Genomic DNA, 13,502 nt, shown 5'->3' on the forward strand with positions numbered 1-13,502 from the left:
AACTCTATCAGGTACTTATTGCGCCAAAAAACTTTCAAGCCCTTTTTAAGTATACGCGCTAAAGTTAAAATCCGACCGGGACAGCCGCAATAAAGTAGATAAGCCTAAACGCCATCATGTCTTTAGGAGAGTTTGCTAATGAAAGTTCTTAAGTTGACGTCATTGACTGTTCCGATTCGTTATATGACATAAGAGCATCATATATTTCATGCAATGTATTTGAGATGTTTTTTTCCATATGTTGATTAATATGCCCATATATTGTCGTCTCTTCCGAACACTCTGTATCTTTATGTATATGATTTTGTTGCTTTAATCCTTCTCTATCTACACTCTCTATTTGCTCTGACACTAGCATAACTACCTCATATTTTACATAACGAAATAAAAAAATTCTAACTGTAGTATGCTTATATAATCTACGAAGTCAATAGTTAAATTGAAAAGTTTCGGTTATAATTTACTTCATATAGAACATGCCCTTGAATTATGCTAAAAATCGCCATAGTAGGCCTACCAAATGCTGGAAAATCGACCCTATTCAACAGATTAGTAGGAAGAAAAGCAGCAGTAGTGAGTAACATTCCAGGAGTGACAAGGGATAGGCGAGAGGGAATGGGGAGAATTAGCGATTTGGAGTTTAAAGTTATAGATACAGGAGGATGGAACGACCAAACTAGTTTTTCACTGCAAGTTATTGAGCAAATAGAGTTTTCTTTATCCAGTTCAAACATAATTTTCTTTCTTGTTGACGCAAAAGTGCAAAATGAGCGAAATAAAGAGTTTGCAAAGTGGCTGAAGAGAAAAATAAATAAACCTGTGATACTGATAGCAAATAAATGCGAGAGTCATAAATCCGAAAATGTTGATTATTTGCAGTTTTTTGATTTTCTTGGCCCGGTGTATATCTCTGCCGAGCATAATCTTGGCATGGTTGATCTTTATGATGCATTAGCTGGTGTTATTGAAAATTTTAACGAGAACACTGAGTTACCTAACAATGAACTGAGTAGGCTGAGGATCGCGATCATCGGCCGTCCGAATGTTGGAAAATCAACTTTTTTAAATGGTTTACTTGCAGAAAACAGACTAATAACAAGTTCAGAGCCAGGTACCACACGTGATTCTGTGGATATTACATATGATCATGATGGAGAGTTAATTACTCTAATTGACACTGCCGGAATCCGCAGAAAGGCGAATGTTGTAGATGGCTTAGAATCAAGATTTGTTGAGAAAAGCATGGAATCAATCAAGCGCTCTCATGTGGTAGTTTTAATGCTAGACTCCCTAGTTGGTATTGAGCAGCAGGATTTATCAATTGGTGAAGCTGCAATTAAGGGAGGGAAAGGGATTATTGTTGTTTTAAATAAGTGGGATTTAATAGGTAAGGATGACAGAAGCAGGTTAATAAAATTTGTCAAACAACAGGAAGTAACTAGGTTATTCTTGGAAGTGCCAACTATAACAATTTCTGCGTTAAAAGGCATGCGCTGCGGTGATGTGATAGATAAGTGTCTTGAAGTGAGTGAATCCTTGAACAAGAAGATCAGCACTGCAAAACTGAATAAGTGGCTCATAGATGCTGTAGGAAAACATTCTCACCCTCTTGTAAAAGGCAAAGCAGTTAAAATGAAGTATATCGCTCAAATTGGTACTAAACCTCCAGCTTTTTCTTTGATATGTAACATACCTGAAAGTGTTGATGAAAGTTACAAACGCTATTTAATTAACGATCTCAGAAAAAATTTCTTTGCAGACGGTGTGCCAGTTAGATTGCTTTTGAAAAAAAATAAAAATCCCTATGTAAAATGAATACTCTGCTTTATACTTTCAGGGATAATTTACTTAAAGTTATGTGTAATAATTCCAGAATTCCTGCAATCTTTCTGCTGTCGAGTGCCGCTGCTCTAATTTTTGCATATGTGCTAGAATATTTTTTCAACATGCTGCCATGCAAGTTATGTACATACGAGCGAATAGTTTACTATATCGCCGGATTACTTGCAGTAGCGTGCATGCTTAAAGACAACAAAATTCTAATCTATGCAATGTTTTGCAGCTACCTCATAGGTGCAGTAATATCTTTTTATCATATAGGTCTTGAACTCCACTTATTTCATGATGTTTTAGGTTGTACAGAGCAAGCAAGTGGTAACGTTAGTATAGAAGAGCTCAGAAATAATCTACTAAATCCTAATTACTCTCCATCTTGTGACAGACCTCATTACGTTCTAGGTGTTTCCTTAGCAACATGGAATCTAATTTATCTCATAGTAGCTCTGTTCGTATCAGGTAAGGTGTATTGTGGAGAAAGAAAGAAATCTAAATAATTTAAGGTACAGCAACAATCAGTTCTTGCAACAGGCAATTAGAGTAGATCACGCTGGAGAATATGGAGCTATTTGCATTTATTCTGGTCAAAAATTTATTCTTAAGAAATCTTCTATAATCAATGAAATAATTAAAATGGAAGAGCAGGAAAAAAAGCATTTTCACTATTTTAATGAGAAAATCAAAGAGCAAAAAGTTCGTCCTACTGTTTTGTTGCCTGTTTGGCGTGTTTTAGGAGTGTCGCTTGGCGTTGCAACTGCCATTATGGGCAAAAAAGCTGCTATGGCTTGCACTGCTGCAGTTGAAGAAGTTATCGGGGAGCACTACAAAGAGCAAGTTTCACATTTAGAAGATGGGGAATTAAGAGAAACTATAAGTAAATTTCGCGACGAGGAGTTAGAGCACAAAGATATTGCAATTCAGCACAATGCTGAAAGCGCATTTGGCTACAACATTTTATCATCATTCATAAAAACAGGCTGCAAAACTGCTATTTACTTGTCTAAGTTAATTTAACTAAGCAACTTTCTTAAAGTGTTTTAAATGTTCTGATAACAACAGAAACCAGGAAGGAATTCAAGTGTAACAATTATTTTATAACTATATTTACATATCACCATTATTAATAAATAATTAGTATTTGTAAATTAAATACATCTAAAGTATAGACTGCAAAGGAGGCAAAAGTGCGTTTTAATTTAGAAGAGGGAAATGCTCTTATGTAATACCTGCCACAGGTTCACAACTGTACGAACATTCATTTTTGAAGGTAAATTGCACAGCAAATGGTGTCATTCCAGTCTGGAATCCAGAAATTTTGCTTATAACTGAGCTGATAAGCTAAAGGTAATTGTCTTACACTAAAACAAACGTTTTTAATTAAGTTGCATAGAACCAGTGTCTGGGCACTGGGATGACACCCCACTGGTGGTCCAAACTACAACGTTCGTACAGTTGTGGATTCCAGACTGGGATGACACCCTACTGATGGGCCCAAATCACAATGTTCGTACAGTTGTGGGTCAGGCTATAGGATGACAGAAGTTGACTTTATTAGCTATAGGTGGTATGACACTTAGTCAATTTAAGTAAGCAGATGATCTTAGCTACAAAAGTATTTTTTACCTCATTTGTTTTTGGGTTTATTCTTTTTCCCTATTTTATAAAGCTTCTAAAAAAAATAAGCAAAGATGGGCAACCAATTAGATCATGTGGACCAGAAAGTCATTTAATAACAAAAAAGAATGTACCACCTATGGGCGGAATAATAATACTGATTTCTTCTTTATTACCAATTTTACTCTGGGCTCAGTTAACACCAGAAATTTTGCTGCTGATATTGATAACTCTATTTTTTGCTCTACTTGGATTTATTGATGATTATTTAAAATTGAAGACAAATCACTATCGAGGTTTAAGTGCAAAAACCAAAATACTTATTCAGTTTATTGTTGCTCTGGTTGGTGTGTTTATACTTAAGCTATACTCTGCTGAATGTTTTACAAAAACGTCCCTATTTAAAGGAGTAATAATAGATTTTGGCTATCTATATGTTCCGTTTGCTGCGTTTGTAATTGTCGGCTCTTCTAATGCTGTGAATCTCACAGATGGTTTGGATGGCCTTGCTGCAACTCAAGTTATCACTTCCTTTGCTTTTTTGGGGCTAATTGCATATATAACTCAGGCAGATATGAATATTACTTTATTCTGCATTGCATTTATAGGAGCTATTCTAAGTTTCTTGTGGTTTAACACACATCCAGCAAAAATATTTATGGGTGATGTTGGTAGCTTGTCGGTAGGTGCGGCTTTAGGGTTAACTAGTGTCCTAATTAAAAGAGAAATGCTTTTTGCCATTATTGGAATAATCTTTGTAATAGAGACTCTATCTGTTATTATTCAGATATCATATTTTAAATATACAAAGTTTAAATATGGAGAAGGAAAAAGAGTTTTTCTTATGGCACCAATACATCATCACTTTGAGAAGAAGGGATGGTCAGAAAATACAATCGTTATGAAATTTTGGATAATTTCTATTATCTGTTCAGTTTTTACTATAACTTTCTTATTATAAAAACCTATGAAATACCCAGACTTTACATTAGAAAATAAATTATCAGGAGTGATAGCAGGAGTGGATGAAGTTGGAAGAGGTCCGCTAGCTGGTCCAGTAATATCCGCAGCCGTAGTGTTTATTGATAGAAATACAATTATTGATGGAATCAACGACTCGAAAAAGTTGACTCCTCAATGTAGGCAAGTCCTATATGAAAAAATAATATCCGTTGCAAAATTTGGTATAGGAATGGCAAGCGTAGAAGAAATAAATTCATACAATATCTTGCAAGCAACAAAACTTTCAATGAAACGTGCGTTGATAGACTTGGACCTAGAATTAGATTATGTGCTAGTTGATGGTAATCAACCACCTGAAGTGAAATGGCAAGTGAAATCCATAGTAAATGGTGATAATTTGAGTACATCAATTGCAGCAGCTTCAATCGTTGCAAAAGTTACGAGAGATCGGCTTATGCAAGAATTGCACAATAAGCATCCTGAATATAATTGGTATAAAAATAAAGGATATGGGACAAAAGAGCACCTTAACGCTATTGGCCTTTATGGAATTACAGAACATCATAGAAAAAATTTTGCACCCATATCTCGGGCATTATAGCCTTTACCCTTTTTTGAAAGGTATGGTTTCATTAAATAGGCAAACTGTACTCGATCCATTCCTTAAGGTAAACACTGAACTTACCCTTTCGATTATCAGGTAGTTATCAACTGTACGGAAATTTACTAAAGACTCATATCCTGCAGAATCAACCATAAAAACTGCCGGAAAATCAGAGTTTATTTTATTGAATTGTAGATATGTAAATTTTCCGTCATCAAAAACCTTAATTGGTATTATTGACTGACTACCTTTGACGTGCGAGATGGAATAATTAAAATTTAATCCCTTCTTTACAACTTCAATATCATTGATATCAGGAATAATGGTATGACTAGCTTGTTCGAAGATATCACCGTTATTTGTTGTGTAAATCTTATCACTGCTAAATAGTGGATAAAGAAACCTTACTTCATATGCTAATCTTGGATCATCTAGTCCAGTTGCTTCTTCAGCATGAAGTTCAAAGTAATAAACTCTTTTATTGGTAATTATAGTTGCATTAGTATCGGCAATATCATCTATAGGCTTAATAAACAATCTATTACCTTGAGGAAGGAGTTGCCAACCAGTTGAATCACCCATTGAAAGGTTTTGTATTACCTCCCCTGGTTCAAACAATATACTGGACTGATAACCATAAAAACCCGTATACTTATGTATGGCTTGTGGGTTATAATTTATCACCTTTATGTGATTATCTCCAGCTATTGAACGTGGCTCCTGTTTTGCAAGTGCATCACTACCACAGAGGAACAACAGTACGGCAAACAGTAAACCAATCATAATATCAAAATAAATTAATTTTCATTTTATCATTGATAGACATGCACTGCAACTATTAAGGCACTTTCTATACTATAAACCCCAAAGCAAGCGGTAGAAAAGGCAAGAAATAAGGCAAACTCCTTAAATACTTTAGAACTACAGGAGGCTTTACCTGAACGGATATACTTGGAATCCTGCCATTTTCACTTTGTAAACATACCAAGAATTCTGTCCATTATTCCACCCATATTTGCTTCAGCTTGAGTATACTCTATTTTACCACCATGCAAGATTAGTTTAATATCTGATCCAGGTGATATATTAACAAATTTACTGCCAACAACTCCACTGCTAGTGATCAGAGCTGAACTATCAATTGGCAATTTTATGTCTTTGCTTATACACATATCGATTCGTGCTACGTAGGTAGCTTTGTCAAGTGATACACCAGTTATGCTTCCAACATCTACACCAGAGATCTTGACACTATCACCAACTCCTATACCGTTAGCGTTAGCAAAAAGACCATATATTTTATAGCAATCCTTATAGTTTTTCTTTATGTAAGATAGCTTATCAATAGCAAAGAAAATCAGAAAAATAGTAAAAATTAATACAAATAATCCAGCGGTTATTTCAAGTATATTTGACCTTCGCATCTTTAGTTATCAGGACTCCAGCTTTTATAGTAATTTTTCACTTTTTGGTTTGGATAGTATGCATCTTTTGTACCCGTTAAATTAGGAGTATGTTTTACTTTTCTTTTTTTATTATTAACTGGTACTACATTATCAGTATAGTGAAGCCATATATGCCATTCCGGAGGCACTGTTGTAGGCTCAGAGACACTGCTATACATAACCCACCTTTTTCCTTTACTTGATTCATAGTAAGAATTTCCATTTTCATCTCTTCCTACAAATTTATCTTCTCTTCGTAATAGGCGTTTTATTGCGTTACAAATTTTAGATAACATAAGGGTATTAAAACAAAAAGTATTATATATACTAATACTTTAACGATATATTAACAACAATTTAATGCAATTACCAATTTTACAAGTTATTATCCCAATAATTGCATCAATGTTTTGCTTTCTTGCCAAGAAACACAAGGTATCTTGGTTTATTTCTTTTATTGCAACAACAATCACTCTTATCATTTCATCAATACTACTCATTAAAACATATAAAGGCGAAATTATAACTTATCACCTTGGGGATTGGGCTCCCCCGTACGGCATAGAGTTAAGAATCGACGTGTTGAACTCCTTGATTCTAACTTTGGTGAATTTTATAGCGCTGATTAGCGTGCTTTATAGCTTTTATATTAACGAAAAAGAAATTAGCAAAAACAAAATCACTGGTTTTTACTCTCTATTTCTACTGTGCTTAAGCGGACTGTTCGGGATTCTAGTAACAAACGACATATTTAACCTTTACGTTTTCTTGGAAATTTCATCTCTTTCTTCTTATGTATTAGTTTCAATGGGAAGGGATAAAAAAGCCTTGGTTGCAGCATTTGAATATCTAATTAGTGGAACAATAGGTGCAACATTTTATTTATTTGGCATCGGGCTCTTGTATTCAATGACTGGAACGCTCAATATGTCTGACATGGCTGAAAGAATAGTTCCATTATACGATAACAACATCATAAAACTTGGCACGTTGTTCATTTTTGTTGGTCTCTCAATCAAAATGGCACTGTTTCCATTAAGCAGGTGGCTGGTTAATGCATATAGTGAGGCGCCAAGTTTCATTAGCATATTCTTTTCAGGCACAGTGACAAAAGTGATGATATATGTTTTCATCAGAATCTTTTATACTGTTTTTCATCAAAATTTTTTCTTGTTTAAGCCGCTACTGGACAATGTGATAATTATCCTCGCACTTTGCGCTATTGTATTTGGGTCGATATTTGCAATAACCGCAAAAGACATAAAAAGACTGCTTGCTCACTCTAGTATTAGCCAAATTGGTTATATAATTTTAGCACTGAGTTTTAACTCAAAAACAGGTGTATTTGCAGCAATTCTTCACATAGTAAACCACAGCATAATAAAAACATCTTTATTTATGGCTGCAGGATGTATTTCTTACAAATTTGATACAACAAAAATAGAGAATTTATCGGGACTCAAGAAATCAATGCCTTATACAGCACTTGCGTTCACTCTACTCAGTTTAGCATTAATCGGTGTGCCTTTAACAAATGGCTTTGTAAGCAAGTGGTATATAATGAAAGCAATTATCGAATCTCGCGCGTGGATTTCCCTGATAGCTTTTGCTGCCGGTTCTTTTCTTGCACTAATATACATGTGGAAGATGGTAGAGAAAATGTATTTTGAAAATGATGCAACGTCACGCACTAGAATGACACTAGGCAAAATTAATGATGTGCCATTTCCTATGCTTTTCTGTCTATTGTTTATGGCAGCTTTAACAGTAGTAACTGGAATATATAGCACTCCAATTCGGTTAGTAGTTGAGAAGTTGGTTTTTTGATTTTTATCTTTGTTTCATATTTTACTATACTTTAAGGTTATAAGGTCTTTATTGTGGGTAGGCTGAAGAAGATTCATTGGTTATTAGTCATTAACGTGATAGCGCTGTTTTGCGTTGGCATTGTTGTTCAATACTCTTCTGCTGGAGGAAAGTGGGTGCCATTTGCGATTCACCAACTGGTCATATTTTCCTTCTTTTTCCTACTCGCTATAGCTATGTCATTCATAGAGCTAGATTTTTATTTGAAGTACGCCTACTTTTTTTATATAGCAGCAGCGATTTCACTATTAGCAGTAAATTTTTTTGGCTCACACATAATGGGTGCAACAAGGTGGATAAGAATTGGATCAATTAGTTTGCAACCATCAGAATTTGCAAAAGTAGGCTTAATACTTGCGCTTGCTCGCTATTTTGATAAGCAGAGTATGTATAAAATGATGGAATTTAAAAGATTGCTTAAGGCACTTATAATTATTTTCTTACCCGTGTTCTTGGTGTTAAAGCAACCTAATTTAGGCACAGCTATGATAATGTTATTTATAGGGATATCAATTATATTCACAACAATAATAAAAAGATCTCATTCAGTAATATGTGGAACTCTTGGCATTTTTGCAGTACCGGCTATTTGGCCTTTTTTACGTCCTTATCACAAGCAAAGGATATTGTCATTTTTGGATTCATCAGTGGATCCACTTGGAATAGGTTATAATGCGCAGCAATCTCAAATAGCTATTGGTTCAGGAGGTTTGCTTGGTAAGGGCTTTGTTAACGGAAGTCAAACTCAACTTGGATTTTTGCCGGAAAAACGTACAGATTTTGCTTTTGCAGTGCTGAGTGAGGAATGGGGATTTTTAGGTAGCATGACTTTAATTTTACTCTATACTACATTGCTTGCTATAATGCTCTCTATTGCTTATAGGTCAAAAAATTATTTTTCTAAGTCGGTATCTATCGGCATTTTTGCCTTTTTTAGTGCTCATTTCTTTATAAACATCGGAATGACAATGGGCCTCTTACCTGTAATAGGCGACCCATTGCCATTTCTGTCCTATGGAGGAAGTACAACTGCTGCAAGCTTAATATGTATAGGACTATTGCTAGCAATAAAAGCAGATGAACAACAAAATACTTGTATTTTACCTATGCTAAAGTAAAATTTAACTTTACTTAATAGTTTTTATGCTAGATGAAATGCGTGAGGAGTGTGGGGTATTTGGCATAAGTTGCAACCAAAGTGCTGCTTTTAACTCTATACTTGCTCTCCACGCTTTGCAGCATAGAGGTCAAGAGTCTTTTGGTGTAGTAACCAGTAACAACGATAAGCTGCACTCTTATCACTTTCAAGGTCAAGTGAGCAGCGTATTTGATGATGTAGATGAAATAAAGAAATCCTTACCTGGAGACTGTGCAATAGGTCATGTTCGATACTCAACAAGTGGTAGTAAATTTGGAGTGCAGCCCATGTTTGGCAAAAGTGGCAAATTTGGGGATTTCGCCATAGCACATAATGGTAATTTAATTAATATTTCTCCAATACGCGAACAATTAATTAAACAAGAGTGCGTTTTTCAGTCAGATATTGATACAGAAGTAGTAGTGCATCTGACAGCAAGCGGTGAAAAAGATAGCTTTTTAGAGAGTTTTATATATGCATTAAAGCAAATACAAGGTGCTTATTCTTTTGTGGCAATCAATCAAGAAGTAGTTATTGGAGTACGTGATCCATCTGGAATCAGGCCTCTTGTTTTAGGGAAGTTAAACGGTTCTTATGTTCTTGCATCTGAAACTTGTGCTCTTGATATAGTAAATGCAGAGTTTGTTAGAGAAATAAAACCAGGTGAGTTAGTCACCATTGATCGAAATGGTAATCTAGCTTCAGCATTTCCTTTCCCACAGCAAAAATCAAGTTTTTGTATTTTTGAATACGTTTATTTTTCAAGACCAGACAGCATAATGGAGAATAGGTCCATATATGATATAAGAAAAGAAATAGGAAGAATACTTGCAGAAGAGAGCCCACCAAAAAACAATATGGATATGGTTGTACCAATACCTGATTCTGGAATACCTGCAGCTATTGGATATGCAAAGCATTCAGGATTACCTATGGAACTGGGAATAATTCGTAATCATTACATAGGAAGAACTTTTATACAACCAACCGCTGAAGTACGTAAAGTTAGAATAAAATTAAAATTCAATGCTAATAAGCACACTTTGAAAGGTAAAAACATAATTTTAATAGATGATAGTATAGTGCGTGGTAGTACGTTAACAAATATAATAGTTATGTTAAAGGATGCAGGAGTAAAAGAGATTCACCTCAAAATTTCAAGCCCACCAATTAAGCATTCTTGTTTTTATGGAATAGATACGCCAGAGTGCAAAGATTTAATTGCTGCAAATAAATCTGTAGAGGAAATTAAGGAAGTTATAGGAGTAGATAGCCTAGCCTTCTTGAGTATTGATGGACTATATCAGGCTGTTAAAGCAGAAAAGCGTAACAATGCTACACCACAATATTGTGATGCTTGTTTCACTGGTGATTATCCGATTGGCAAATAGTCTACGCAAGGTCTTAAGTTTAGAAAATCTTAAACCGCCAAAATTTCTCTTGGCCTTTACTAATTCCGATTCTCGGAGTGCAAATATAATCTGGTTTGAGGTGGGATTCATAAACACAAAATTCGTGGCTTATAGTAAGGTCCTGTTTGTTATGTTCTTTTGTAATATTTAATCTTTTGCACAATATTCCTGGTCCACCTAAATTTGCTTCAAGTGGTTCAATAAGCTTTAATCCCCGTATTAACACTGCTGCTGGGAACCCTTCTGCTTCTGTTACAATATTTAAACAGTAATACATTCCATATATAAAGTACACATATGAAAACCCCGGCATACCAAACATTACTGAGGTTCGGTTAGTATAACCCTTAGCTGCATGACAAGCTGGGTCACTCATTCCTATATAGGCTTCAACTTCGGTTATTATTCCACTAAAGTTAGAAAATTTCAGCATCTTTCCTAGTAACTCCCCGGCTACAACCAAAGTTGGCCGCTCGTAGAAATTTCTTGGCAGTATTGTGCTACCCATTTTTTATTTTTGTTCTGAGGTTCTATATAGAGTTCAGTTTAAGAATTTCTGGATCCCAGTGTCAAGCACTGGGATGACAAGAAGGGGAGCTACTTGAATGACAAGAAAATGGTACTGGCATAATAAGAAAGAAACATTGAGATGGTGAAAGAGAGAATATATGCAAGCAGTCACCCATAGGGTAGCGCGTGACGCTGGAATCCAGTTTTCTCCTATTACCCAAACCATAGCTTAATTAGTTAGAATAGCATAACTAGCGAGTACGAAATGGAGAAGTTTTAATTTGAACTACAGTTTCAGTGCTATTTAACACATATGCCTTCATACAAAAAGATGCCAGTATATGATATTATGCCAATCAATATATATATAATTGAATTATGGTAGAAAAGCTCTCTAATATTAAAGGCTCAAATACTCCTTTGCTTGATCGGTTAGAACGCGCCCTCTTGGTGTGCGCTTTACAAAACTAATTTTGATTAAATAAGGTTCTACTGTTTCTTCAATATTGCCAACATCCTCAGATAGTGCAATAGATATAGTGTCAATTCCAACAGGTCCTGAGGTGTTGAATAAAAATCTTAGATAATTCATATCAAGTTTATTGAGTCCCATTTTATCTACACCCAATTTTAGTAATACAGAATCAGCGACTTCATAAGTGATTTTTTTATCATCTTTCACTTCAACAAAATCCCTTATTCTCCTCAGTAACCTCAGAGCAATTCTTGGAGTGCCGCGCGCACGGTAGGCAATTTCCCGCGCAGCACCCTCTTCAATTTCAGCAGAAAGAACTCTTGCGCCTCTTTTTATAATATTAACCAGTTCTTCAAAAGAATAAAACTCAAGATGCAAAGGAATGCCAAAACGATCTCTGAGTGGCGCAGAAAGTAATCCAAGCCGCGTTGTTGCTCCAATTAGCGTAAATGGTGGTAGATCTATCCTTAAAGTGCGAGTAGATGGACCTTCACCTACTAATATGTCCAGGCAAAAATCTTCCATAGCAGTATATAAAACTTCTTCGATGCTGCGATTTAATCTATGAATTTCGTCGATAAATAGAACATCTTTTGCATTTAAAGTGGTAAGCACTGCGGCCAAATCTCCAGCTTTACTAAGTAAAGGACCAGAAGTTGCGCGAAAGCTAACTCTTAATTCTTTAGAAACAATTTGTGCTAAAGTTGTTTTGCCAAGCCCTGGAGGACCATATAATAAAACGTGATCTAAAGCTTCAGTTCTCGTCTGTGCAGCGTTTATAAACACTTTTAAATTTTGTATTAAGTCTTTTTGCCCGACAAAATCATCAAGTTGCTCAGGCCTGATGTTAATATTGCGCACATCTTCAGTATATTCTTTACCGCACGATATTGATTTCATAATGTTAAGAGCTCCTTAAGCGCTATGCGAATAATATCCTTAGTGTCCAGATTTGACGATTCGTCTTGTATTTTCTTTATCGTATCATAAGCTTTCATTTTTTCATATCCAAGATTGATCAATGCTGAAAGGGCATCTTCATTAATTGGATTAAAGTTATTGTTATTTATTTCTAGTTTACTCACTTTGCCACTCAATTCAGTGATGATTCGATTTATGAGTTTCAGGCCAAGTCCGCTCATCTTGAGTGCTACTTTATCTTCATTCATAATTGCCAAAAATAGCTGTTCTGGAGTTAATTTGCCCAAAATTGACATTGCAGTTTTATAGCTAATGCCGCTTACTTTAACTAGCAACCTCAAGCACTGCTGTTCTTCTTCGCTTATAAAACCATATAGCTGAGTAGTGTTTTCTCTGTTATTTGCATAGGTTTCGATAAGTAATTTGATTCTACTTCCAATTGCACAAGCACTTAAAGTTTTGGCTGAAAGATACACCATATAGCCAACATCATTCACATTCAGGATTATGTGATCACTGCGCACTTCATCAACTATTCCGCTTAGATTTCCTATCATTTTTAGCACTGTATAGGGTTCAGTTTAAATACTCCTGGATCTTAGGTCAAGCAAACGAACATTATAACAGGGAAACGTGGCTAAAAAACCACTTGACAAACTCCGCCAGCCCCCTTATCATAAACACTGAAGCTATTTATTTATCTTCTCTGTACAGATTA

At 35.3% G+C, this 13,502-nt stretch carries 16 protein-coding genes and 1 pseudogene; 9 read left to right on the plus strand and 8 right to left on the minus strand.

Translation table 11 applies throughout. From position 1 onward, the window contains the following. Positions 1-139: pseudogene (locus WOCAOBSORBRA_RS06575) on the plus strand (IS4-like element ISWosp8 family transposase); the annotation flags it as partial. A gap of 9 nt (positions 140-148) precedes the next feature. Here the strand turns inward: WOCAOBSORBRA_RS06575 and WOCAOBSORBRA_RS03300 are convergent. After that, the gene (locus WOCAOBSORBRA_RS03300) at positions 149-358 is read right to left on the minus strand and encodes a hypothetical protein (RefSeq protein WP_155969249.1); all 210 of its coding nucleotides are present in this window, start codon (positions 356-358) and stop codon (positions 149-151) included. Between the two features lie 131 nt (positions 359-489). On the opposite strand from WOCAOBSORBRA_RS03300, the gene der reads away from it, so the two are divergent. The 5 genes from der to WOCAOBSORBRA_RS03325 all read left to right on the plus strand — a co-directional run bounded on the left by der (position 490) and on the right by WOCAOBSORBRA_RS03325 (position 5,014). Then, positions 490-1,815 (plus strand): ribosome biogenesis GTPase Der, encoded by a 1,326-nt coding sequence (gene der, locus WOCAOBSORBRA_RS03305; protein ID WP_012673406.1) that lies wholly within the window; start codon positions 490-492, stop codon positions 1,813-1,815. Beyond that, the gene (locus tag WOCAOBSORBRA_RS03310) at positions 1,812-2,333 is read left to right on the plus strand and encodes a disulfide bond formation protein B (RefSeq protein WP_015589379.1); all 522 of its coding nucleotides are present in this window, start codon (positions 1,812-1,814) and stop codon (positions 2,331-2,333) included. Before der ends, WOCAOBSORBRA_RS03310 begins: the two co-directional genes overlap by 4 nt. Then, positions 2,308-2,850, plus strand: coding sequence for a demethoxyubiquinone hydroxylase family protein (locus tag WOCAOBSORBRA_RS03315; RefSeq protein WP_174515926.1), 543 nt, complete (start codon positions 2,308-2,310; stop codon positions 2,848-2,850). Before WOCAOBSORBRA_RS03310 ends, WOCAOBSORBRA_RS03315 begins: the two co-directional genes overlap by 26 nt. A gap of 580 nt (positions 2,851-3,430) precedes the next feature. Beyond that, complete coding sequence (gene mraY, locus WOCAOBSORBRA_RS03320; protein WP_155969251.1) at positions 3,431-4,411, plus strand: phospho-N-acetylmuramoyl-pentapeptide-transferase; 981 nt, start codon at positions 3,431-3,433, stop codon at positions 4,409-4,411. Positions 4,412-4,417: 6 nt separating this feature from the next. After that, the gene (locus WOCAOBSORBRA_RS03325) at positions 4,418-5,014 is read left to right on the plus strand and encodes a ribonuclease HII (protein WP_015589381.1); all 597 of its coding nucleotides are present in this window, start codon (positions 4,418-4,420) and stop codon (positions 5,012-5,014) included. A gap of 3 nt (positions 5,015-5,017) precedes the next feature. Here the strand turns inward: WOCAOBSORBRA_RS03325 and virB9 are convergent, their stop codons facing one another. The 3 genes from virB9 to WOCAOBSORBRA_RS03340 form a co-directional block, all read right to left on the minus strand. Beyond that, entirely contained in the window at positions 5,018-5,800 is a 783-nt protein-coding gene (gene virB9, locus WOCAOBSORBRA_RS03330; protein WP_174515927.1) for a P-type conjugative transfer protein VirB9, read from the minus strand. Between the two features lie 185 nt (positions 5,801-5,985). Beyond that, positions 5,986-6,441: an outer membrane lipid asymmetry maintenance protein MlaD gene (gene mlaD, locus WOCAOBSORBRA_RS03335; RefSeq protein WP_007548591.1), complete on the minus strand. Its 456-nt coding sequence runs from the start codon at positions 6,439-6,441 to the stop codon at positions 5,986-5,988. A 2-nt stretch (positions 6,442-6,443) separates the two neighbouring features. After that, positions 6,444-6,758: an NADH-ubiquinone oxidoreductase subunit NDUFA12 family protein gene (locus WOCAOBSORBRA_RS03340; protein ID WP_007548590.1), complete on the minus strand. Its 315-nt coding sequence runs from the start codon at positions 6,756-6,758 to the stop codon at positions 6,444-6,446. Between the two features lie 64 nt (positions 6,759-6,822). On the opposite strand from WOCAOBSORBRA_RS03340, the gene WOCAOBSORBRA_RS03345 reads away from it, so the two are divergent. From WOCAOBSORBRA_RS03345 to purF, 3 genes are read left to right on the plus strand one after another with little or no spacing between them, the layout of a single operon-like run. After that, entirely contained in the window at positions 6,823-8,289 is a 1,467-nt protein-coding gene (locus tag WOCAOBSORBRA_RS03345) for a proton-conducting transporter transmembrane domain-containing protein (protein WP_155969254.1), read from the plus strand. A gap of 53 nt (positions 8,290-8,342) precedes the next feature. Continuing rightward, complete coding sequence (gene rodA, locus WOCAOBSORBRA_RS03350; protein WP_155969256.1) at positions 8,343-9,446, plus strand: rod shape-determining protein RodA; 1,104 nt, start codon at positions 8,343-8,345, stop codon at positions 9,444-9,446. A 25-nt stretch (positions 9,447-9,471) separates the two neighbouring features. After that, the gene (gene purF, locus WOCAOBSORBRA_RS03355; protein WP_155969258.1) at positions 9,472-10,857 is read left to right on the plus strand and encodes an amidophosphoribosyltransferase; all 1,386 of its coding nucleotides are present in this window, start codon (positions 9,472-9,474) and stop codon (positions 10,855-10,857) included. Between the two features lie 19 nt (positions 10,858-10,876). On the opposite strand, the gene WOCAOBSORBRA_RS03360 is transcribed toward purF, so the two are convergent. From WOCAOBSORBRA_RS03360 to ruvA, 4 genes are all read right to left on the minus strand, one after another. Continuing rightward, positions 10,877-11,386, minus strand: a complete 510-nt coding sequence (locus WOCAOBSORBRA_RS03360) for a DNA-3-methyladenine glycosylase (RefSeq protein WP_174515928.1) — start codon at positions 11,384-11,386, stop codon at positions 10,877-10,879. Positions 11,387-11,419: 33 nt separating this feature from the next. Then, positions 11,420-11,614: a hypothetical protein gene (locus WOCAOBSORBRA_RS03365; RefSeq protein ID WP_174515929.1), complete on the minus strand. Its 195-nt coding sequence runs from the start codon at positions 11,612-11,614 to the stop codon at positions 11,420-11,422. Between the two features lie 174 nt (positions 11,615-11,788). Continuing rightward, the gene (ruvB, locus tag WOCAOBSORBRA_RS03370; protein WP_155969262.1) at positions 11,789-12,763 is read right to left on the minus strand and encodes a Holliday junction branch migration DNA helicase RuvB; all 975 of its coding nucleotides are present in this window, start codon (positions 12,761-12,763) and stop codon (positions 11,789-11,791) included. Next, entirely contained in the window at positions 12,760-13,341 is a 582-nt protein-coding gene (gene ruvA, locus WOCAOBSORBRA_RS03375; protein ID WP_174515930.1) for a Holliday junction branch migration protein RuvA, read from the minus strand. The genes ruvB and ruvA overlap by 4 nt, the downstream gene beginning before the upstream one ends. Between the last annotated feature and the right edge of the window lie 161 nt (positions 13,342-13,502).

This window comes from Wolbachia endosymbiont of Cardiocondyla obscurior, assembly GCF_902713635.1.
GTDB lineage: Bacteria > Pseudomonadota > Alphaproteobacteria > Rickettsiales > Anaplasmataceae > Wolbachia > Wolbachia pipientis.

Coding starts and splice junctions, on each gene's coding strand:
- WOCAOBSORBRA_RS03300 (WP_155969249.1), bottom strand. CDS start 358: ATGCTAGTGTCAGAGCAAATAGAGAGTGTAGATAGAGAAGGATTAAAG.
- der (WP_012673406.1), top strand. CDS start 490: ATGCTAAAAATCGCCATAGTAGGCCTACCAAATGCTGGAAAATCGACC.
- WOCAOBSORBRA_RS03310 (WP_015589379.1), top strand. CDS start 1,812: ATGAATACTCTGCTTTATACTTTCAGGGATAATTTACTTAAAGTTATG.
- mraY (WP_155969251.1), top strand. CDS start 3,431: ATGATCTTAGCTACAAAAGTATTTTTTACCTCATTTGTTTTTGGGTTT.
- WOCAOBSORBRA_RS03325 (WP_015589381.1), top strand. CDS start 4,418: ATGAAATACCCAGACTTTACATTAGAAAATAAATTATCAGGAGTGATA.
- virB9 (WP_174515927.1), bottom strand. CDS start 5,800: ATGATTGGTTTACTGTTTGCCGTACTGTTGTTCCTCTGTGGTAGTGAT.
- mlaD (WP_007548591.1), bottom strand. CDS start 6,441: ATGCGAAGGTCAAATATACTTGAAATAACCGCTGGATTATTTGTATTA.
- WOCAOBSORBRA_RS03340 (WP_007548590.1), bottom strand. CDS start 6,758: ATGTTATCTAAAATTTGTAACGCAATAAAACGCCTATTACGAAGAGAA.
- WOCAOBSORBRA_RS03345 (WP_155969254.1), top strand. CDS start 6,823: ATGCAATTACCAATTTTACAAGTTATTATCCCAATAATTGCATCAATG.
- purF (WP_155969258.1), top strand. CDS start 9,472: ATGCTAGATGAAATGCGTGAGGAGTGTGGGGTATTTGGCATAAGTTGC.
- WOCAOBSORBRA_RS03360 (WP_174515928.1), bottom strand. CDS start 11,386: ATGGGTAGCACAATACTGCCAAGAAATTTCTACGAGCGGCCAACTTTG.
- WOCAOBSORBRA_RS03365 (WP_174515929.1), bottom strand. CDS start 11,614: ATGGTTTGGGTAATAGGAGAAAACTGGATTCCAGCGTCACGCGCTACC.
- ruvB (WP_155969262.1), bottom strand. CDS start 12,763: ATGAAATCAATATCGTGCGGTAAAGAATATACTGAAGATGTGCGCAAT.
- ruvA (WP_174515930.1), bottom strand. CDS start 13,341: ATGATAGGAAATCTAAGCGGAATAGTTGATGAAGTGCGCAGTGATCAC.